Source organism: Acinetobacter lwoffii (genome assembly GCF_022967985.1).
Lineage (GTDB): Bacteria > Pseudomonadota > Gammaproteobacteria > Pseudomonadales > Moraxellaceae > Acinetobacter.
The window spans coordinates 1-21242 of the sequence record NZ_JALJVC010000028.1 but is presented as its reverse complement, the minus strand read 5'-3'; the positions used below and the strand labels follow the sequence as shown (position 1 = coordinate 21242).

The window sequence follows — 21242 nt, the reverse complement described above, 5'->3', positions numbered from 1 at the left end:
AAGTGACAATTAGTAAAGTATGCAACAGGTGGTGATTTTAGGCTTTCATGGGGCTCTGGCTTCGGCCATTACGGGTGTGGTCGATTTATTTACCATGGCTGGCGTAAGCTGGAACCGGATCCAGCAGCAGGACGTACAGCGCCTGTTTAAGGTGAGTATCGCCAGTCCGGAGGGACATCCGATTCGGTGTATCAATGGGCTGCAGTTGCAGGCACATTTTTCTTATCAAGAGATTCAAACTGCAGATATTCTGGTGGTACCGACCATCGCTGCACCGATTCAGGATGTATTGCAACAGAATCCAGAACTGATTCATTTTTTAAAATCTGCACATGCAGAGGCGACTTTAATTGCAGGAAACTGTACGGGGAATTTTTTTCTGGCAGAAGCAGGCATTTTAGATGACCGGATTGCAACAACACATTGGGGTTTTCAGGAAGTGTTTCGTTCACGCTATCCTAAGGTGAAACTGAATGCCGATCTGATGATTAGCCGGGATCAGAATATCTATTGTGCAGGTGGAGGCCTGGCCTGGTTTGACCTAGGTTTGCATCTGATTGAGCGCTTGTATGGCTTTGAGGTGGCCATGCAATCGGCTAAATCTTTCGTAATTGATTACCGCCGTGATAGCCAGTTGTCTTATTCATTGCTGAATATTGGCCAGCCGCACCATGATGAACTGGTACAAAAAATCCAGAACTGGCTAGAGCAGCATTTTCATGAAGATTTTAGTTTGAACCAGCTGGCAGAGCAGTTTAATGTGACTGGCCGAACCCTGATTCGACGCTTTAAACAAGCCTTAGACATACCGCCCAATCAATATCTACAAGCGATCCGGATTGAAGCCGCACGTAAACGACTGGAAGAAACCGATCAAGCTGTGGATGTGATTATGCAAAATGTCGGCTATCAGGATCCAAGTTCATTCCGCCGTTTATTTCATAAAAAAACCGGTCTGACGCCGTTGGAATATCGGCGCCGGTTTAGTCGGCGCTTTTAAAAGCTTTTAATGAGAAGGCTGTACTTTTCCTGCTTTACGGCCATGCAGAAGGTAATACCAGGCCAGACAGCTTAGGGTGAGCAGCGCCGAGAACAGATAAAGCTGACGATAACCAATCTGATCCAGCAGCATACCCAGGAAATAAGGGCCAAAACCAAGACCGGCATCCAGGGCAATAAAGAAGGTTGAGGTAGCAAGCCCCATACGCTGCAATGTCGTACTTTTCACCGCAATGGTTTGACACACTGACTGGATATTACCAAAACCAAAACCAAGCAAGGCAGCACTGGCAAGTAACATCACAGAGTTTTGCGCCTGACTGAGGAGCAATATCCCCAGTGCCATAATCACAATGGCAGGATAGATAATGATATTTTCGCCTTTACGGTCCATGAGCGGGCCGGTAAAAGGACGCGAAAGCAAAATGGCAAAAGCATACATCAGGAAGAAAAAAGATGCTGCTTCGACCAGATTAATTTCTTTGGCATAAAAGTGAATAAACGACAATATGCCTGAATAAGAAGTAGCCACCAGCAGTACAATCAGTGCAATCGGTAGCGCATTCGGTTCAATATACTGAGCCAGTTTGCTGGTGCTTTGCGAAGTAGAGGCTGCTGACGAATGACTTGCCTTAAGGCGTGGTGGCTGGATAAACAGTCCACAGATCAGGCAGCTGAGCGCAACGATACTGGTAAAGATGAAAATTACCTGATAATTGAAATTTGTCATCAGCCAGATTCCGACAAAGGGACCAATCGCTGTGCCTAGGGTGCTGCTCATGCTGAAATAGCCAATTCCTTCACCACGCCGTGTGGCAGGAATGGTCTGTGCAATCACTGTACCCAGTACAGTAGAAGCCATACCCATCATAAAGCCGTGTATCAGACGGATGCCTAGTAAAACTTCCAGCTTGGCCGGAATCATATACAGTCCGGAAAAGAGTAGGAAACCAGTCAGGCCAATGACAAGCGTATTTTTTAGGCCCAGACGATTCAGTAATTTTCCGAGCAATAAGCGTCCGAATAGGGTGCCGACAATAAACAGACCTGATACCAGACCGGCTTGTGCAGTCGAAGCCCCTAGCTCAGCCACTGAGTAGCCGACAATCACAATCACCAGTAAGTAGAACACCAGAACCAGCTGGAAATTCACCAGACTGATCAGGATAAAATTGGGCGTCCATAAAGGCGTTTCTTGTTCTTGGCTCATTGAGGTCTGTCCTGAGATGAGGGATATAACTGCTGAATGAGTTGCATCAAGGTATTTTTACTGCCTTCAAGATCATCTGATTCAATGTGCTCAAGCAACTGATCTTCAAATGCATCGATCTGGGTGGAACACATGGCAAAGGTCTCAATTCCTTGCTCACTCAGCTTGAACAGCTTTTGACGTTTGTCTTCAGTTTCGAGTTGGGCAATCAGATCGAGTTCAACCAGTTGCTGAATCCGCTTTGTAATGCCGGGCTTGGATACATTGAGATAACTGGAAATATCTGCCAATGTGCATTGCTGCTTTGACTGGATGACGTATAACACCTGCCATAAGGAATAATTTAATTGAGATGACAACAAGATCGTATTGATCTCATCGCTCATCAGTCGTGCGCAGCGTAATAACATCGTACGAAGTCGGGGAGATTCGGAAAACATATGGTTAGTTAACCTGGGTAACTAAATTTAGGCCTAATTTACGCCTGTTTTATCCAAAGCTCAAGAGAAGAGTTTTAAAATTATTGAGAGTAATATTTTCTCTGCTAGCAGCACTTACACAGTTTAACCTGATTAAAAAATAATCAACAAAAGACTACATACTTTTTATAACAGCCACGCCTAAGCTAACCATGTCACTAGAAAAATTCATGACTTAAAAATTGAAGGGCAAAGATGCCAAATAACAATGCATAGGTGAAGCTTATGACTCTGGGTTTAACTGCATTAGAGTTAGCACGAATACAGTTCGCCTTTACTGTATCTTTTCATATCATTTTTCCGGCTATTTCAATCGGCTTGGCCAGCTTTCTGGCCATTCTGGAATGGCGCTGGCTCAAAACCCAAAACCCGATTTTTCAGGATCTATTCAAATTTTGGGTGAAAATTTTCGCTGTGGCATTCGGGATGGGCGTCGTCTCTGGTGTGGTCATGAGCTACCAGTTTGGAACCAACTGGAGTGAATTTTCCCGGGTGGCAGGAAGTGTGACTGGGCCCTTGCTGGCTTATGAAGTTTTAACCGCCTTCTTTTTAGAAGCCGGATTCTTGGGCATCATGCTCTTTGGATGGGGTCGAGTGGGACCAAAGGCGCACTTTTTCTCAACCTTGATGGTTGCGATAGGAACCTGTATTTCCATGTTCTGGATTCTATCGTCCAATAGCTGGATGCAGACCCCACAAGGCTTTGCGATTGAAAATGGCCTGATTGTGCCGCAAGATTGGCTTGCTATCGTGTTTAACCCATCTTTCCCTTATCGTCTGGCCCATATGGCCATGGCTGCCTTTCTGGTTTCCGCCTTACTGGTCGCTGCTACAGCCGCATGGCATCTGATCAAAGGCCGTCGTGATGCACTGGTCAAGACCTCATTTTCCATGGCGATGTGGCTGCTTCTAGTACTAGCACCTTTACAGGTCATCGTCGGTGATATGCACGGTATTAATACCCTTGAGCATCAGCCAGCAAAACTTGCAGCTATGGAAGGACACTGGGAAACCAATCATGATGAAGGCATGCCCTTATACCTCTTTGGTATTCCAGATATGGAAGCCGAAGAAACCAAATATGCAGTCGCAATTCCCAACTTGGGGAGCCTGATTCTGACCCACTCGATGGATGGAAAGGTTACGGGACTTAAAGACTTTGCACCTGAAGACCGGCCGAATTCACTGGTGGTGTTCTGGAGCTTCCGGATTATGGTCGGACTCGGCGTATTGATGCTGTTACTGGCGTTATGGGGAGCGTGGGCACGTACCCGTGGTCGCTTTTATGAATCCCGTGCATTGCACCGATTCGCCTTGATTATGGGACCTTCTGGATTTATTGCCATGCTGGCGGGATGGTTTACCACAGAAGTCGGCCGTCAGCCTTGGGTGGTATACGGCATCATGCGTACCAAGGATGCATTGTCACCGGTTTCTGCTGAGCAGGTGGGGCTGACCCTGATTATTTTTGTAGTCGTCTACTGTGTGGTATTTGGTATCGGAATTTACTACATGTTGCGCCTGATGCACAAAGGCCCGGATTTTATTCATACCCGACCAGATCATGAATCAGATAGCGATGTAGTTCAGGCTTCACGCCGACCATTAAGTAGTATTCGCGAACGTATCGAAGAAGTTCCTGAACAACCGGATCAGGAGGATAAAAAATGATTGATTTATCATTAATCTGGATTGTGATTATTGGTTTGGGTGTATTGATTTATACTATTCTTGATGGTTTCGATCTGGGCATCGGCATCTTGTTTCCTTTCTTTCCGCATCAGGATGAACGTGATGTCATGATGAATACCGTGGCTCCGGTCTGGGATGGCAATGAAACCTGGATGGTACTGGGTGGTGCAGGGTTATTTGCAGCTTTCCCACTTGCTTACTCGACCGTACTCTCGGCACTGTATATGCCAATTATTCTGATGGTGATTGCCTTGATTTTCCGCGGCGTGGCTTTTGAGTTCCGCTTCAAGGCAAACCGCAGTAAGCATTGGTGGGATAAAGCCTTTATCGGTGGTTCTGCGATTACCAGTTTCCTGCAAGGCATGATTTTAGGGGCCTATATTCAGGGGATTGAAACCCGAAATGGTGTCTATGTTGGGGGTGGTCTGGACTGGCTCACTCCATTCAGTATCTTTACCGGAATCAGTGTGGTGGTGCTCTATGCGGCATTAGGCTGTGGCTGGCTGATTTATAAAACCGGAGATGACTTGCAGGATCGAATGTTTAAACTGATGCCTAAGCTGATTATGGCCTTGCTGATCATATTGGGTGCTGTCAGTATTTATACGCCGTTGACCCATCCACAGATTGCCGAACGCTGGTTTAGTCAGCCACAATTCACCTATTTTATGCCAGTTCCAGTTCTGGTTCTGCTATTTACCTGGCTGGCCTTACGTGCCTGCAAAAGACGCAGTGAATTAGGTCCATTTACCTATATGCTGGTTCTGGTTTTCCTCGCTTATACTGGATTCTTGATCAGTCTATGGCCATATATTATCCCGCCGAGCGTGACTATCTGGCAGGCTGCAGCGCATGAAAATAGCCAGCTATTTGCCTTGATTGGTGCCTTGATCCTGATTCCTATTATTGTGATTTATACGGGTATGTCCTATTGGGTATTCCGGCATAAGGTCAGGGTCGGCGATGATGGCTATCATTAAGGAGTGGTCATGAAAGGCAAACAGGCATTATGGTTTGTAGGATTATGGCTGGCAGGATTTTTAACGCTGGCCCTGATTGCTGGCGCATTCCGCTTTCTGGTGCATTTGGCTTATTAAATTAGTAAAACTAAAAAAATGAAAAAAGTGATCTGAATGTACTGATCACTTTTTATTATTTGCCATTTATCTTTGATAAAACCAAATTTACGATTTTACCTGTTTACGATAAACACTTGGACGTACAGGACGACTACTTTTCCAAAGGCCTTTTTTCTGTTTCTTGGCTTTATTTTGCAGTTCCATCATATAGCGTAAATGGGTTTTGTCCTTGATATATTCTTCATAGACCCACGCTGCACCACGTTTGACAATCTCTTCATTGATATTTTTGCGATAGCGATAGACGACACCCACACAGCGACCATAACGGTCAATGTCGGTTATCTTGACCCGAACCATTTTATTATTCACCATGCTTTTGACCAGACGTTGCGATTCCTTGCCATAGGCTTGTGATGATTCAGGGGCATCGACAAAAGCAAAGCGCAATTTGGTCTCAGAGCGACGAATATTAAAACGGTAGCAGGTGAGGGTATCACCATCACTTACGGCTTTTACACGGCACCAGTATTTTTTGCCTTTCTTAAAGGGGCGGAAAACATCTTTTAAATAAACTGTAATTTTATGCAGCAGATAATAAGAAAAACACAGCAGTACGAGGCCCAGCACAATTTGCCAGGTGATGGAGAGATTTAACAAAGGCAAGATCCAAATCAGCAAAACCAGCTGTAAAATCACAGCTAAAAGTCGAGCCATTTTAGAGCAAAGCCAGTAGATCTACGGCTTAAAAGCTAATCACTCAGTGTTTAGTTTTGTACCAGCTAAAATAGCCTAAGTATATTTTTCTACTGAAAAGATGAAGATGCAACCATCTAAGCTTATATAAAAATAGCCTAAGTAAACTTGCATTCCTTTATAAATAGCCTAAGCAAAAATTTTATAAATTTCACTTCTCAAAAATTGATGTCTTTTATTCTCTTGCAAATCCTTATGCCAATACATCCCCATATTAATTTTCGGCAGTTCCACAGGGACTTCAAAAATATTTAGACTGGTAGCCAATTGTAAATGCGTCAATACATTTTTAGGAATAGTCAGCATGGCTGTCTTTTGCTGCTCCAGAATTTGCAGAGCAGTTGAGTAATGCTGACAGCGTAAAAAAATCTGTCGTGAATATTGTTTCCGACTTAAATAAATATCTTCAACCAAAACACCAGTACGGCGTGATGACACGCCAATATGAGGTGAGGCAAGATAAATCTGCTCATTCATTTCTGTTAATTGTGTACACACTACAAATTCATCTTGAACCAGACGCTCAAACTGGATTTTTTCAGCAATGTTTTGTTCCAGATCTATGACAAAATCGACCTGTTGAGAGGCGAGGTCTGCTGCTATATTTTTACGGTCCAGCTTCATGCTGCTAAGTTGAATTTCCAGATTGAGTTGTTGAAAGTGCTGAACCAGTCTGGGAAAGATCATTGGCTCAATTTCATCATGTACGGCAATTTTCAAACTCTGAATCATTTCCGGTCTGAAGTGCTGATGCTGTATTGAAATATTTTGAATCGCAAAAAGTGCATTCTTCAGCTCAGGATAGATCTGTTCCGCAAACGGCGTAGGCTGCATTTTGCTACCAGTACGTACAAATAAATCATCTTGTAAATGCTGTCTTAAACGTTGCAGAGCATGACTGGCAGCAGACTGGCTAACTGATAAAATCTGTGCAGCTTTAGAAATACTATTCTGCTCATAAATTGCCATAAAAAGCGGATAAAGGTTAATGTCGATACGATGAAAATTTCGCAGGTCCATGACTGTTTTGGAATGAATATTATGCATAATATTGTATGGGTTAAAATCATTTTATTCATAATAGGTTTTGGGTTAAGGTGTTGTAAAGCGTATGAATTAGAATATTTAAAGGGATAAAAGAGATGTTTGAGCTTTCAGCACGTGCACAAGATTATTTAAATAGAACCAAAAAATTTATTGCTGAGGAAATTGAACCAGTTGAAGCTGATTTCTGGCAGCAGGTTCATGAGTTGAATCAAGGCGGTGACTGGACCAAATGGCAATGGCCAGCAGAACTGGAAAGCTTAAAAGCCAAAGCCAAGGCAGCTGGCCTCTGGAATATGTTTCTCCCTTGTCCTGAACGTGGCCAAGGTTTATCAGTTCAGGAATATGCACATATTGCCGAACTTTCAGGTCGTAGCCTGATTGCACCAGTCGTATTTAACTGTAATGCGCCAGATAGCGGCAATATGGAAGTATTGTGGCGTTATGGTTCTGAAGAACAAAAACAAGAATGGCTGATGCCACTTTTAGAAGGAAAAATCCGTTCAGTCTTTTGTATGACTGAACCTGCAGTTGCATCCAGTGATGCCACCAATATGCAGGCAACGGCGATGGTGGAAGGTAATGAGATTGTTTTGAATGGCCGTAAATGGTGGTCATCAGGTCTGGGCGATCCAAATGCCAAAATTATTATTTTTATGGCGCATACTCCAGATGAAACAAAAGACCGTCATCATCAGCATTCGATGGTTCTAGTTCCGGTAGATACCGCAGGGGTAAAAATTGAACGTATGCTGCCTGTATTTGGTGACTATGATGCGCCACATGGCCATGGGGAAGTCAGCTTTGAAAATGTCCGCGTTCCGGTAGCGAATTTTATTGGTGGCGCCGGTCAGGGTTTTGAAATTGCCCAAGGCCGTTTAGGGCCAGGCCGTATTCATCATTGTATGCGCTGCATCGGGGCTGCGGAAAAATCCTTAGAGTTGATGATTGACCGAGGCATGAGCCGGACAGCATTTGGCAAAGAGATTTTAAAACTTGGCGGTAACTTGGAACGTGTCGCGGAAGCACGGGTTGCGATTGATCAGGCACGTCTTTTGACCTTGTATGCAGCCTATAAAATGGATACTTTAGGGAATATGGCGGCACTGACTGAAATTTCTGCAATTAAAGTCGTTGCGCCAAGTGTGCTGGAAAAAGTCGTCGATATGGCCATCCAGATCCACGGCGGTGCCGGTGTTTCTCGAGATACACCATTAACCGGATTTTTTGCCCAGGCACGTGCCTTGCGTTTGGCCGATGGTCCAGATGAAGTACATAAGGGCATGATTGCCAAACTGGAACTGGCAAAACGTGGCTACAGTACACGCCACAAAAAATAAACTGGCTTAAATAGAAGATTGCAACGTATTAAAAAATTTTAAGGAAAAATTATGGCGGTTATTGATGTAGGTGGAGCAGTTCGTCAAGGCGAAGAACTGGATGTACAAGCCATCACCAATTGGTTAATTCAGCAAAATGTGAATGTTGAAGGCCCTGTGCAAGTGACCCAATATTCAGGCGGAGCTTCAAACTGGACCTACCGTTTACAGTATACCAATGCCGATCTAATTTTACGTCGTCCGCCGCACGGTACCAAAGCCAAATCTGCACATGACATGGCACGTGAATATCATGTGCAGAAAGCCTTGGCTGAACATTATCCTGTGGTGCCTGAAATGGTGGCGCTTTGTCAAGATGAATCGGTCATTGGTTGTGATTTCTATGTGATGAAACGTCTGGAAGGAATTATCCCTCGCGCCAAAATGCCACCTGAGCTGCAGCTTACTGAATCCGATATCCGAACTTTATGTATCAATGTGATTGATAAACTGATCGAACTGCATCAGGTGCCTTATCAAGGGACCGAACTTAAAAATCTCGGTAAGGGTGAAGGCTATTGTCGCCGTCAGGTCGAAGGCTGGGATGCTCGTTATGAAAAGGCCAAAACGTTGAATGTTCCATCCTTTAAATATGTACGCAACTGGCTGAAAGACAATATTCCTTCTGATTCCAAAACCTGTGTGATTCATAATGACTGGCGTTTTGATAATGTCATCTTAAATCCGGAAAATCCGACTGAAGTGATTGGTGTACTGGACTGGGAAATGGCCACCCTTGGCGATCCGCTCATGGACCTAGGTTCTGCCTTGGCCTATTGGGTAGAAGATACCGATAATGCCATTTTTAAAGCGACTCGTCGTCAGCCGACCAATCTAAAAGGTATGTTTACCCGTAAAGAGGTCGTAGATTATTATCTTGAAAAAACCGGTTTGCAGCCTGAGAACTGGACATTTTATGAGGTGTTTGGTGTATTCCGTCTCGCGGTCATTGCCCAGCAGATCTATTATCGTTATTACCATAAACAGACTAATAATCCAGCATTCAAGGATTTCTGGGTGGTGATTCATGCCTTGCATATTCGTGCCTTAAAACTGATTGGCAAGCAAAAACTGGAAGCCAATGAGATTGCACAAAAGTATGTGCTTAAATTTAAAGAGATAATGCCAAAATGACTACCATTTACTTGATCCGGCATGGCCAGGCCTCTTTTGGCGCAGAAAGTTACGATCAACTTTCGCCCAACGGCGAGTTACAGGCAAAGCTTTTGGGTCGATATTTTGAAGAAATCCTGAAAGAAGCGCCTTATGTGGTGGCTGGTTCCATGCAACGCCATCAACAGACAGCGCAATTATCACTGGACAAATGTTTTCCGGAAAGTGAGATTCTGACCGATAGTGCCTGGAATGAATTTAATCATCAGCAGGTATTCGCCCGTTATGAGCCGCGCTTTAATCAGCCTGAATTGCTGAAACAGGATGTATCAGAACATGAAAATCCACGGGATTATCTGAGCAAGATTTTTAGCGGTGCAATTGCACGCTGGACTGGCGATGATTATCACCATGAATATGATGAATCTTGGCCAAGTTTCAAAGCACGCGTGGAAAGCGGCTTAGAAAATCTGTGCGACCAGTTGTCCAAAAGCCGACCACGCTATGCAGTAGTTTATACCTCAGGTGGGGTGATTTCTGTGGCTGTAGGCAAAATTTTGGGCCTTAGTCCGGAGAAAACCTTTGCTCTGAACTGGGCGATTACCAATACCAGTATCACGACACTACGTCTGGTGGGTAATGAACCGCAACTACTCAGTTTAAATGAACATCATTTTATTAAAGCACAGCGTCCAGACTTATTGACCTGGATTTAAAATGAGATTGAAAACCTAATACGCTAGAAAAATAAAGGAATAGGGTAAATACATGGCTAAAACAATTTTAATTACCGGTGCAAGTTCAGGGATCGGCGCCGGTATGGCACGTGAATTTGCGAAAAAAGGCTATAACCTGGCGATTTGTGCACGTCGTTTGGAGCGTCTGGAAATCTTAAAGCAGGAACTGGAAAGCCAATATGGCATCAAAGTCATTGCCAAAACACTAGATGTCACCGATTACGATCAAGTGTTTGAAGTGTTTCGTGCTTTTAAAGAAGACTTTGGCACCATTGACCGAGTTATTGTGAATGCTGGTGTCGGTGAGGGCCGCCGGATTGGTAAAGGTAATTTTGCTATCAATAAAGCCACGGTTGAAACCAACTTTATTTCGGCATTAGCACAATGTGAAGCTGCAGTTGAAATCTTCCGTGCACAAAACTCTGGCCATCTGGTGATGATTTCATCTATGAGTGCAATGCGCGGTATGCCAAAACATTTAACAGCTTATGGTGCAAGTAAGGCCGGCGTGGCTCATTTAGCGGAAGGCATTCGAGCTGAATTGATCGATACGCCAATAAAAGTGACCACCATTTTCCCAGGATATATTCGTACTGAAATTAATGAAGGGGCAAAAAAGCTACCTTTTGAAGTAGATGAAAAAACTGGTTCGCGTTTATTGGCAGCAGAAATTGAAAAAGCACCAGTTAAGGCTTATGTGCCGAAATGGCCTTGGTTGCCACTCGGTCTAGCCATGAAAGTATTACCACTTAAACTGGTGAACAAGTTAGGTTAAAAGCGCTCTTAGATCTATAAAAAGAGAAGCTAGAGCGCTTCTCTTTTTATTTTTTATGACAAACTGAGAAAAATTTCTGAATCAGTATTTTTTTCTAAAAAATGTATAGCTTGAATTTACAAAAAAGCGAAATCTTATAAATCCTAATATATTGATTATTAAAATAAAGTTTTAAATTATCAAAAATTATATTTTTATTTTATTGATGAATTTGCAATTAAATCAATTACTTTTAAATTTTCGTTTCATGAGAAAGACCATCTTTTACTTTTCCTAATTTTCGCCAATTTTAAGAACTTTTCCAAACTGTCCAAAACTTAGACATACTCACTCTAAAAGTGGAAAGATAACTTCTCTTTTTTAGAATTTCCTTTAATGTACAACCGTTCAGAAATTAAAGGTTGTCCATATGTCTACATCTGCGGATATGACTGACCAGCAGCGAATCTCCAAGGTCAGAAGTATCGTTACCCAGGCCGGGGAAGAGGTGCGTGCTCGTTATCCCATACTCAAACATCAGAACTTTATCGGTGCGAGTATTTTAGGCTTCGCCTGGGCAGGCATGATTGCATGCGCGGTAGCATATGGAACAGGTTATCTCTCAGTATGGTTTACCATTCCCTTGATTGCGATTTTTGCATCATTGACCCATGAATTGGAACATGACCTGATTCATTATATGTATTTCAAAAAAACACCTTGGGCACATCATCTGATGCTGGCACTGGTCTGGTTGGCACGTCCAAACACCATTAGTCCGTGGGCACGTCGTCGTTTACATTTGCATCATCATAAATATTCAGGCACTGAACATGACCTGGAAGAACGTGGCATCAGTAATGGTATGCCTTGGGGCATTCGCCGAATTCTGGTGATTAGTGACCAGTTGATGTCAGTGTATCTGCGTCCATTTCAGATGTTTAAAATGATTCATCTTTTTCTGGAAAAACAGCCTGAAAAAGAACATAAAATTGCCATGATTTCTCAGTTATTTGGCTTTTTACCTCTCAGCATTATTTACTATGGATTGTGCTACCTGTTTGTGGTCTTTCATGGTTTAAATGCAGTTGCACCGCTATTCGGTTATGAGATGCTCTGGTCGCAAGGCATTGTCGATGCTATGCCAATCGTAAATCTGCTGGCAGTCATCTGGGTGATTCCGAACTTTATCCGTTCTTTTAGCTTGCAGTTTGTCAGCTCAAATATGCATTACTATGGCGATATTGATCCACGTGATGTGATCAAACAAACCCAAGTGCTCAATCCATGGTGGATGGTTCCGTTCCAGTTATTCTGCTGTAATTTTGGTTCGACCCATGCGATTCATCATTTTGTGGTCAAAGAGCCATTTTATATCCGTCAACTGACGTCCAAAACGGCGCATAAAGTAATGAAAGAAGTGGGCGTGCGTTTTAATGATGTGGGAACTTTTAAGCGTATGAATCGCTGGAATGACTATAAAATCTAAGCTTTAATTTCCATAAGAAATCCCGTTTTTAAGCGGGATTTTTTTATATTTATCCTTGATGTTTTACCCAATGGCAAGATGTATAAGCCTGTATTTTGCAAGAATCCTATCTTAGTTAAATTTAGGTGAACATTCATTTAAAATGACTGTTGAGGAAATAGTTCAAAAGAATAAACTCAGGTAAAATTAAGTATATCCCTATATAAATTAGCCCGCTATGTTGCTGAAAGCCGCCACCATTGCCTTGATTCCTGCACTTGTCATTCAGGGTAATCGTGTCAAGAAAAATACCCTAAGACTGCCGGAACCTGAAGGTGCACGTGAAGGTCAAACCGGAACCGGCAACAAACTGTCTCTGCTGATTTTAGGGGATTCGGCAGCAGCAGGTGTAGGAGTAGAACATCAGGATGACGCATTACTGGGTGCAATTCTGCATGAACTGAAAGATGACTTTGAAATTGACTGGAAATTACAGGCCAAAACAGGCGATACCAGCTCAAAAGTAATTCATGCTTTGGACCAAATAGGAGTCCAGCACTATGATGTAATCGTCACGTCGGTTGGCGTCAATGATGTGACCAAACTGATACCTGTCGAGGTTTGGATTCAGAAACAGGAACAGCTTTATAGTAAAATTCAGCAAAAATTTAGTCCGAAACTGATCATTGCTGCCGGTGTGCCGCCAATGAATATGTTTCCGGCGCTACCGAATCCTTTAGCCTGGCTATTTGGCCAGTATGCTAAACAGATGAACCAGCAACTAGAAAATTTTGTGAATCAGCAAGTGAATATGCAATGGATTGAATACGATATTGAGAAGTATCGTGCCATGAATTTACAAATGGCTGCAGATGGTTTTCATCCGAGTAAGGAAGTTTATACACTTTGGGGACAAGAAGTAGCTGGCAAGATTCGGAAGACCTTCTAAAATAGTTGAAATCTCTCAATTTAGTTAATTCTATGTCTGATATTGAAACGCATCCGCTACCGCCATTTTTACCGCCCAATGCCAAATTACTGATGTTGGGTAGTTTTCCGCCACCTGCCACACGCTGGAAAATGAACTTTTATTATCCAAACTATCAAAATGATATGTGGCGGATTTTTGGACTGATTTTCTTTGAAAATAAAGATTACTTTTTGGACTTACCTAATAAAAAATTTCAAGAACAATTAATCCGGGATTTTTTAACTGAAAGGGGAATTGCGATTTTTGATAGTGGCTATCAGATCCGGCGTTTAAAAGGCAATGCTTCAGACAAATTTTTGGAAATAGTAGTACCCACCAATATTGAGCAACTGCTCAGCCAAATGCCGCAGTGCAATCATATTATGACCACAGGCGACAAGGCCACAGACACCATGATGCTGTCCATGCCTGAAGGGACTTTAAAGCCGAGTATTGGCCAGCCAAGTCAGGCCCATTTTGTCGGACGTGATCTGTATTTATATCGCATGCCTTCATCTTCTCGAGCCTATCCGATTTCTCTGGAGAAAAAAGCCGAAAGTTACCAGGCGATGTTTGAGCATGTGGGTCTGGTTTAATATTTAATCCAATAATCAGATGAAAAATGGTTAAAGAAGTTTTTGGCTACAGATAAGAAAAAAACTTACTATTTGTAAGTTTGTAGCCTCATTTATTCACATATTTGGATATTCGACCCAGCGATAGCTATTGATCTTAATCTCCCGGACATGATGAAAGCTGGACCAGATTAACTGGCTACCTTTGGTCCATTTTAAAGCTCGAATACGCGACTCCACCTGCTGTATTTCCTCTGGAGAGGCCGAACGCAAAGGACCAATTTCTGCATATAAGCGTATTCCTGGATAACGCTTAAATTTCCCTTTAAGTAATGAATGAAACCAAAACAGTTTGCTACTGTTCATGGCTTGTATGCAAGCCAGTGGCTGATGCTGTAAATTTTCACAGAACGTAGTCGAATAAGTATCAAAAAAGAAACCCGTGCTGGTCTTTTTGTTGAGGAATATGGTTCCGATCGGAGTAATACTAGGAAAGCCTTTGAGGTTGACTGTTGCAATAGAGCAATGCATGGCAGCCCGTTGTGCATTAGCGACCACCTGACGAATCTGTTGCCATTCTCTCTCAGAAATCATGTCTTGATTCTCTTTTTATTTTTTTATAAATTTTATAATAACTTAACTAGCTTGGCATTGCCTGAAAAAACTAAAACTACGGCAGTTTGATCAATCTAAAACGTCATTCAGATTATAAAAAAGAGCCACATGGGCTCTTTAAAAAATGCAAAATGCGGCGATTAGCCATCGTATTCGACATAATCCCACAAATTTAAACGTGCTTTAATTTCATGACGGATCTCAGGCAACATCGGCAAAAGAGTACCATCAATCCATAAGCTCAACGCTTGGGTAGAGAGTACTTGCTGCTGTTCATCGACCAGTTGTGCACCTTTCAACATAATTCCGGTCTCATCAGTGGCTTCGGTTTCTACACCTTTAAATAAAACCTGTAATTCATAACCGCTATCCTGAATCAGCCATTCCAGTTCGAGCTGAATATTTTCACTGGATTTCAAAACCACCTGTCCCTCGACCGTATCGGAGTCGGACAGACAGTCATGTTCCACCCGAATTTTGGCCAAATACCATTCTTGCTGGGATAAATCATGGAGGGTTTTTACAGGCGTCAGAATATCACTGAACTTAAACTGACGGCTTAGATCAAAAAATTGCATGGGAGTGGAGGGCGAACAATCGCAAAATACGAGAAAAATGTAATTCTAAAGTAAGCGCAATAGACTGTAAAACCCTTTAAACGATGATTGGACTAAGTTAATTTAAGCGGTCATTCTCAAAATACAGGCTTTTCATGTCGTCGTAATTGTGAGGTCATTCTAATGTCATTACATTAACCATTCACCGGGAAATTTCGTCACCAGATTCATCATAAAACGCTGGAATTTTGTAGTTTCCGGATCATGTAAATGCTGAATACTACGGCCATCTTTTTGATGTTCCAGCCAAATCATTTCATTTTTTTCGTTCAGTTTAAGTTGATAAGCCACGCGTGGTAAGTACTGATCCATCGCACTGGTGATTTCCTTCTGAAAATCTTCCGATTCAATGACCAGACCGACTTCGGTATTCAGATAGGCTGAACGCGGATCAAAATTAAATGAACCGACAAACACCATGCCATCCAGATCAAAAAATTTGGCATGCAAACTGGAGCTATTTTTGTTTTTAGCCGGGATGATGTCTCCAGTCATAATTTCATACCAGGTCCGTTCCGGACGGACAATGTAGGGTTTAAATTCCCAGAGTTCGATGCCACTTTTCAATAATTGCTGACGATATTGCTGATAATAGGCATGCACCGCAGCCACATCATTGGCCTGAAAAGAGTTGGTCAGGATTCTGATTTTCACACCTTGTTGCGCACGGCGGGTTAAATAGTCGGCCCCTTTTTGCGTGGGAATAAAGTACGAGGACACCAGTTCCAGATGTTTTTTTGGCTCACCCATCAGTTCGAGCATATGGGTATAAATATAATCGCCATTTTTGGCATGGGGACGTGCTTTTGCGGGACTATCCGCAACAAAATAAGCCGGCGCCCAGTGAATGGGTTGTTTTTTTAAGTGTTGTTCGACTTGTTTCTCGGCAATGCCCACCCGGCGTTTGAGTTCAGTTTCGTCAACATCTTCACGTTCAAATTCAGTTCTGAGCCTTTTAAGCATTTCAGGATGGCCGGCATCATTCAAGATCTGTCGAACGTCATAACTCAGATCATCATTCCAGAAGTTAATAAAGGTCTGATTGGCATCTGTTACGCTTTGCCCTGCGAAGAATATATCCACATCGGTGAACTGAAAATCTTCACTGGCATCAAAATATTCACTACTGATATTGCGGCCGCCGGTCACGGCTGCAGTGCCATCCGCGATGATCAATTTATTGTGCATGCGATGATTGACCTTTTTCATCCGGAAGCCATAATCTAGCGCACGTAAATGACGAAATTTATAGGGATTAAAAATCCGGACTTCGAAATTTGGATGTTGGCTTAGAGCAAGAAGCTTGTCATCAAGCTGGGTGCCATTTTGATCGTCAATCTGGACCCTCACTTTGACACCACGATCGGCGGCTTTGAGTAATTGGGATAAGATCATATTGCCAATATAATCATCCTTCCAGATGTAATATTGTAGGTCGAGATGATATTTGGCTTTGTTAATCAGGTGCAGACGTGCTGCCATACTCATAAAACCATCATAGAGCGGCAAGAAAGCCGTTTTACCACTATTGATCTGCTGTTTTGAAAGTTGATTGTCGATCCAGTGTGCAGGTCGAACCGGCGTGATTTTCGCTTCTTCAGCAGTGTTGGGAGCCAGTTCACAGCCAGAAAGCATGATGCTAAAAGTAAAAATGCTCAAACATACAAAGGGCGAAGGTTTAGTCATTGATGTTCCATTAATTATAGGATCTTTTATTCCTTATCTGGTGATGTTAATAGTTGAATCTCCGAATAGAAAGAGGTTACTGTTAGTCATCTGTAAATCAGCAAAAAAAGGACAGTTTTACATGAAATCACGTGCAGCAGTTGCGTTTGGTCCAGGCCAGCCATTAGAAATTGTAGAAGTGGATGTTGCTCCACCAAAAGCAGGTGAAGTACTGGTAAAAATTAGCCATACAGGCGTGTGTCATACCGATGCATTTACCTTGTCTGGTGAAGATCCTGAAGGTGTATTTCCTGCAATTTTAGGTCATGAAGGTGCGGGTGTGGTTGTTGAAGTCGGTGAAGGCGTCACCAGCCTGAAACCGGGCGATCACGTGATTCCGCTTTATACTGCTGAGTGCGGCGAATGCTTGTTCTGTAAGTCAGGTAAGACCAACCTGTGTGTTGCTGTGCGTGCGACCCAAGGTAAAGGCGTAATGCCAGATGGAACGACCCGTTTCTCTTATAATGGCGAGCCGATCTATCACTATATGGGTTGTTCAACTTTTTCTGAATATACTGTGGTAGCTGAAGTTTCTCTGGCGAAAATTAATCCTGAAGCCAACCATGAGCATGTTTGCCTGCTGGGCTGTGGTGTGACTACTGGTATTGGTGCGGTACATAACACGGCGAAAGTTCAGGAAGGTGACAGTGTTGCAGTATTTGGTTTAGGTGGTATTGGGCTTGCTGTAGTACAAGGCGCACGTCAGGCTAAAGCTGGCCGTATCATTGTGATTGATACCAATCCGGATAAATTTGAACTGGCGAAACAGTTTGGGGCGACAGATTTCCTGAATCCAAAAGACTATGATCAGCCGATCCAGCAAGTGATTGTTGAAATGACCGGTTGGGGTGTAGATCATTCATTCGAATGTATCGGTAATGTAGATGTGATGCGTTCAGCACTAGAATGTGCGCACCGTGGCTGGGGTCAATCAGTGATTATTGGAGTAGCTGGGGCAGGTAAAGAAATTTCAACCCGTCCATTCCAGTTAGTCACAGGTCGTAAATGGATGGGTACAGCGTTTGGTGGGGTAAAAGGTCGTTCACAATTGCCGGGAATGGTAGAGCAATCCATGAAAGGTGAAATTCAACTTGAGCCTTTTGTGACACATACCATGCCATTAGATCAGATCAATGAAGCTTTTGACCTGATGCATGAAGGTAAATCAATCCGTACGGTCATTCATTTTGACTAAGCTTTTTTATGCGGCTTTCACTTGATTCAGGATACATTAGTGCATGAAAGCCTCACAGAGAGTCACTGAAACAACACACGCCTGCTAATGTCATTACATGCCAGATGCTTATATTAAATAGGACGTATGAAAATACGTGATAAAACCATTTTAAAGAATAAGGATAAGCTCTATGTCGAATGATAATTTTGATCGTGATGTAATTAAGAATGCGCCTAAAGATGTCCGCGATGATTTAAATGCTGATCCAATTACTGGTGAACCTGGCGCACATCCTGTAGGTACAGGTGTAGGTGCTGCAGGTGGCGCAGCGGCAGGTGCAGCCATTGGTGCTGCAGGCGGTCCAGTCGGTGTCGCTGTTGGTGGTGTAGTCGGTGCTGTTGTTGGTGGTCTGGCAGGTAAAGGTGTAGGCGAAGCTATAAATCCAACAGAAGAGCAAGCTTACTGGCGTGATAATTCGATCAATACGCCATACTATTCAGATGCCCGTACTAGCTATAGCGATCTGGATTATGACCGTGATTATGATACGGCCTACCGAGTCGGTTATGAAAACCGTGGCAGCTATGATGCCCATACCCGTTTTGAAGACGTAGAACCTGATTTGAGACTGAAATGGGAACAAATGAAAGGCGAATCACGTTTAAACTGGGAACAGGCTAAATTTGCAGTGCGTGATGCCTGGAATCGTGTTTCACGTTAATTTTTAATCTTTGGATTAAACTGAAGTTTCTTTGGTAAAATCTGCAATAGGTTTGTGGGTTTTACCAATTTTAGTGATACATCTCACGGTTTGATGAATTAATAAATAAAAGTAGAAAAGTTAATAAATATTTTTTTATATTTAATGCTTGTCAAATGATCACAGAGCGCGTATTTTAATTTCAGAATCACATTTTATGAAAGACATAACATGTTAAAGCAACCTATCATTTCAAACGCATATTTTTATTTCTGGCAGTTTAGCTAATTGCCTGAATGCGTTTGGGCAATGAAAAGGTTGCCCACCAGTTTATACCTGATCGGCAACCCTGATCAGGTTTTTTTATGCCTTTCATTTTTTACAATATTTTGGAGACAGCCATGACAAACTTTAACTATTCATACTTTAACAACTTTTATTGGTCTTATTTTAGTCAGCTAATGACACTCACAACACCTTCGATTAGACCCATAACGCTCAAATAAAAGTTTGGACTAATTGCCAGTCCCAGGATTAAAGTCATGAATACCCCAAATACATCACAACAACATCATGCTGAAAGCATTTTAATTTTACCTCAGCAGCTTAAGCAGCAATTGCCACTGTCTCCGCAATTAGCCAGCCAAGTCGCTGAACACCGTCAAACTATTCAAAATATATTAGAAGGCAAGGATCATCGTTTAATGGTGGTCACAGGCCCATGTTCCATTCATGATGAAGCTTCCGCGCTAGACTATGCAGAAAAATTAAAACAACTTCAGTCACAGCTATCTGATCAGATTTTCCTGGTGATGCGTGCTTATATTGAAAAACCACGGACTACGGTGGGTTGGAAAGGTTTCCTTTACGATCCAAATCTGGATGGTTCATCCAATATGCAATTGGGCTTGGAAAAATCCCGTGACTTATACCTAAAAATTATTGAAATGGGCCTGCCAATCGCTTCGGAAATTCTTAGCCCAATGGCAACTGCTTATTTCGATGACCTATTGGCCTGGGGAGCGATTGGCGCACGTACCAGCGAATCACAAATTCATCGCGAAATTTCCAGCCATATGCCGTACAGCATCGGTTTCAAAAATGGTACTGATGGTTCGATCCAGATTGCACTAGATGCCATCCAGTCTGCCTCTCATCCGCATCAATTCTTGGGGATGAGCCAGTCTGGTTTACCATGTATTTTACACTCGCAAGGTAATCCGAAAGCACATTTGATTTTACGTGGCTCGAATAGCGGACCAAATTACCAATTGTCAGAAATTGAGAAAATCCGGGCCAAACATCAGATCGACTTACCGGCATTGGTAATTGACTGTAGTCATGGCAATAGCTCAAAAAATCCGATGCTACAGCCTAAAGTACTGGAACAGATCGTAGCAGAACGCTTACAGACCAATGTTCGTGGCGTAATGCTAGAAAGTCATCTTGTTGACGGGAATCAGAAAATTTCTGAGCAAATGATTTATGGCCAGTCTGTAACTGATGGATGTCTGGGCTGGACAAAAACCGAACAACTGTTGTTAAATATGACTGACTCACTACGACTCGAAGGTTTGAAGCGTAGTGCTTAAAACTGAAAGATGTCTTTCCTCAATTGATTGGGGAAAGACAGAATCGGATGAAGCTGATCACCGCATCTACCTGATGCTTAAAGCAGCTCATCACAGCGTTTGAAAATAAAAATAATGATTAGAACGATTTTATAAATTGAATAAAAATAATTAAATTAAAAAATAAACAATAACAATAATTTATTAGAGGTCTTGCTCCTGCTCATTCTATACGGCTGACCAGTCATGATCTCAGGAATCTCGATATGTATACAACAGAATTGCTTGATGAAGCACGTAAATTTATGCACCATATGCTGAGCGTAATGCGGACTCCAGTAATGAACTGCGCCTGCAAATCAAATTAAAAAGTAATCGTCTTAATCCAGTTTTACAGGCGGAAAATACTCAAATTTCTATGCTTGAGCAGTCTAGATCACGCACGCTTTCTACCGATTAATATTGAGTTTTGGGCAAAATAGAATTCGGCTACAAACATATGACCAATGTCACTTTTAATGTTAGGTGACATAATCAGTGTCATGGTCTGAAAGTGGATATTTCTATTTTAGGTTTACAACT

21 protein-coding genes and 1 pseudogene are annotated in these 21242 nt (G+C 42.5%); 15 read left to right on the top strand and 7 right to left on the bottom strand.

The genetic code is table 11. The features are described from left to right. Positions 1 to 19 precede the first annotated feature (19 nt). The gene (locus MWG72_RS14065; protein ID WP_005246142.1) at positions 20 to 1000 is read left to right on the top strand and encodes a GlxA family transcriptional regulator; all 981 of its coding nucleotides are present in this window, start codon (positions 20 to 22) and stop codon (positions 998 to 1000) included. A gap of 6 nt (positions 1001 to 1006) precedes the next feature. On the opposite strand, the gene MWG72_RS14060 is transcribed toward MWG72_RS14065, so the two are convergent. Beyond that, the gene (locus MWG72_RS14060; RefSeq protein WP_247144308.1) at positions 1007 to 2209 is read right to left on the bottom strand and encodes an MFS transporter; all 1203 of its coding nucleotides are present in this window, start codon (positions 2207 to 2209) and stop codon (positions 1007 to 1009) included. Beyond that, positions 2206 to 2649 carry a MarR family winged helix-turn-helix transcriptional regulator gene (locus MWG72_RS14055; protein ID WP_247144307.1) on the bottom strand — a complete coding sequence of 148 codons (444 nt, stop codon included), beginning with the start codon at positions 2647 to 2649 and terminating at the stop codon, positions 2206 to 2208. The genes MWG72_RS14060 and MWG72_RS14055 overlap by 4 nt, the downstream gene beginning before the upstream one ends. Positions 2650 to 2913: 264 nt before the next feature. Between MWG72_RS14055 and MWG72_RS14050 the strand changes: the two genes are divergently transcribed. From MWG72_RS14050 to MWG72_RS14040, 3 genes are read left to right on the top strand one after another with little or no spacing between them, the layout of a single operon-like run. Further along, the gene (locus MWG72_RS14050; protein ID WP_004280451.1) at positions 2914 to 4359 is read left to right on the top strand and encodes a cytochrome ubiquinol oxidase subunit I; all 1446 of its coding nucleotides are present in this window, start codon (positions 2914 to 2916) and stop codon (positions 4357 to 4359) included. After that, positions 4356 to 5360, top strand: coding sequence for a cytochrome d ubiquinol oxidase subunit II (gene cydB / locus MWG72_RS14045; RefSeq protein ID WP_004280450.1), 1005 nt, complete (start codon positions 4356 to 4358; stop codon positions 5358 to 5360). The genes MWG72_RS14050 and cydB overlap by 4 nt, the downstream gene beginning before the upstream one ends. Before the next feature lie 9 nt (positions 5361 to 5369). Then, the gene (locus MWG72_RS14040; RefSeq protein ID WP_004647088.1) at positions 5370 to 5477 is read left to right on the top strand and encodes a hypothetical protein; all 108 of its coding nucleotides are present in this window, start codon (positions 5370 to 5372) and stop codon (positions 5475 to 5477) included. An 87-nt stretch (positions 5478 to 5564) separates the two neighbouring features. Here the strand turns inward: MWG72_RS14040 and MWG72_RS14035 are convergent, their stop codons facing one another. Together MWG72_RS14035 and MWG72_RS14030 are read right to left on the bottom strand one after the other, a co-directional pair. Next, a complete protein-coding gene (locus tag MWG72_RS14035) occupies positions 5565 to 6176 on the bottom strand; it encodes a thermonuclease family protein (RefSeq protein WP_180181314.1) in 612 nt (203 codons plus the stop codon). A gap of 168 nt (positions 6177 to 6344) precedes the next feature. Next, positions 6345 to 7262 (bottom strand): LysR family transcriptional regulator, encoded by a 918-nt coding sequence (locus MWG72_RS14030; RefSeq protein WP_247144306.1) that lies wholly within the window; start codon positions 7260 to 7262, stop codon positions 6345 to 6347. Positions 7263 to 7357: 95 nt separating this feature from the next. Here MWG72_RS14030 and MWG72_RS14025 point away from each other — a divergent pair, with 95 nt between their 5' ends. The 7 genes from MWG72_RS14025 (at position 7358) to MWG72_RS13995 (ending at position 14276) form a co-directional block, all read left to right on the top strand. Next, positions 7358 to 8599, top strand: a complete 1242-nt coding sequence (locus MWG72_RS14025; protein ID WP_224216618.1) for an acyl-CoA dehydrogenase family protein — start codon at positions 7358 to 7360, stop codon at positions 8597 to 8599. A 51-nt stretch (positions 8600 to 8650) separates the two neighbouring features. Beyond that, positions 8651 to 9772, top strand: a complete 1122-nt coding sequence (locus MWG72_RS14020) for a phosphotransferase family protein (RefSeq protein ID WP_247144305.1) — start codon at positions 8651 to 8653, stop codon at positions 9770 to 9772. Next, the gene (locus MWG72_RS14015) at positions 9769 to 10467 is read left to right on the top strand and encodes a histidine phosphatase family protein (RefSeq protein WP_004280442.1); all 699 of its coding nucleotides are present in this window, start codon (positions 9769 to 9771) and stop codon (positions 10465 to 10467) included. The genes MWG72_RS14020 and MWG72_RS14015 overlap by 4 nt, the downstream gene beginning before the upstream one ends. A 52-nt stretch (positions 10468 to 10519) precedes the next feature. Next, entirely contained in the window at positions 10520 to 11263 is a 744-nt protein-coding gene (locus tag MWG72_RS14010; RefSeq protein ID WP_004280440.1) for an SDR family oxidoreductase, read from the top strand. Between the two features lie 409 nt (positions 11264 to 11672). Beyond that, a complete protein-coding gene (locus tag MWG72_RS14005) occupies positions 11673 to 12731 on the top strand; it encodes a fatty acid desaturase (protein ID WP_005246151.1) in 1059 nt (352 codons plus the stop codon). Positions 12732 to 12948: 217 nt separating this feature from the next. Next, a complete protein-coding gene (locus tag MWG72_RS14000) occupies positions 12949 to 13659 on the top strand; it encodes an SGNH/GDSL hydrolase family protein (RefSeq protein ID WP_247144304.1) in 711 nt (236 codons plus the stop codon). A gap of 32 nt (positions 13660 to 13691) precedes the next feature. Further along, the gene (locus MWG72_RS13995) at positions 13692 to 14276 is read left to right on the top strand and encodes a uracil-DNA glycosylase family protein (protein WP_247144303.1); all 585 of its coding nucleotides are present in this window, start codon (positions 13692 to 13694) and stop codon (positions 14274 to 14276) included. A 96-nt stretch (positions 14277 to 14372) separates the two neighbouring features. On the opposite strand, the gene MWG72_RS13990 is transcribed toward MWG72_RS13995, so the two are convergent. From MWG72_RS13990 to MWG72_RS13980, 3 genes are all read right to left on the bottom strand, one after another. Then, complete coding sequence (locus tag MWG72_RS13990) at positions 14373 to 14849, bottom strand: pyridoxamine 5'-phosphate oxidase family protein (protein WP_247144302.1); 477 nt, start codon at positions 14847 to 14849, stop codon at positions 14373 to 14375. A gap of 161 nt (positions 14850 to 15010) precedes the next feature. Beyond that, positions 15011 to 15448, bottom strand: coding sequence for a hypothetical protein (locus tag MWG72_RS13985; protein ID WP_005262808.1), 438 nt, complete (start codon positions 15446 to 15448; stop codon positions 15011 to 15013). 168 nt (positions 15449 to 15616) lie between these two features. After that, positions 15617 to 17173: a phospholipase D family protein gene (locus tag MWG72_RS13980; protein WP_005106839.1), complete on the bottom strand. Its 1557-nt coding sequence runs from the start codon at positions 17171 to 17173 to the stop codon at positions 15617 to 15619. A gap of 121 nt (positions 17174 to 17294) precedes the next feature. Here MWG72_RS13980 and MWG72_RS13975 point away from each other — a divergent pair, with 121 nt between their 5' ends. The 4 genes and pseudogenes from MWG72_RS13975 to MWG72_RS13960 all read left to right on the top strand — a co-directional run. Then, positions 17295 to 18407: an S-(hydroxymethyl)glutathione dehydrogenase/class III alcohol dehydrogenase gene (locus MWG72_RS13975; protein WP_004280430.1), complete on the top strand. Its 1113-nt coding sequence runs from the start codon at positions 17295 to 17297 to the stop codon at positions 18405 to 18407. A 172-nt stretch (positions 18408 to 18579) separates the two neighbouring features. Next, the gene (locus tag MWG72_RS13970) at positions 18580 to 19110 is read left to right on the top strand and encodes a hypothetical protein (RefSeq protein ID WP_005266297.1); all 531 of its coding nucleotides are present in this window, start codon (positions 18580 to 18582) and stop codon (positions 19108 to 19110) included. Positions 19111 to 19631: 521 nt separating this feature from the next. Next, entirely contained in the window at positions 19632 to 20681 is a 1050-nt protein-coding gene (locus MWG72_RS13965; protein WP_086044771.1) for a 3-deoxy-7-phosphoheptulonate synthase, read from the top strand. Positions 20682 to 20976: 295 nt separating this feature from the next. Then, positions 20977 to 21120: pseudogene (locus tag MWG72_RS13960) on the top strand (type IV pili twitching motility protein PilT); the annotation flags it as partial. Positions 21121 to 21242 lie beyond the last annotated feature (122 nt).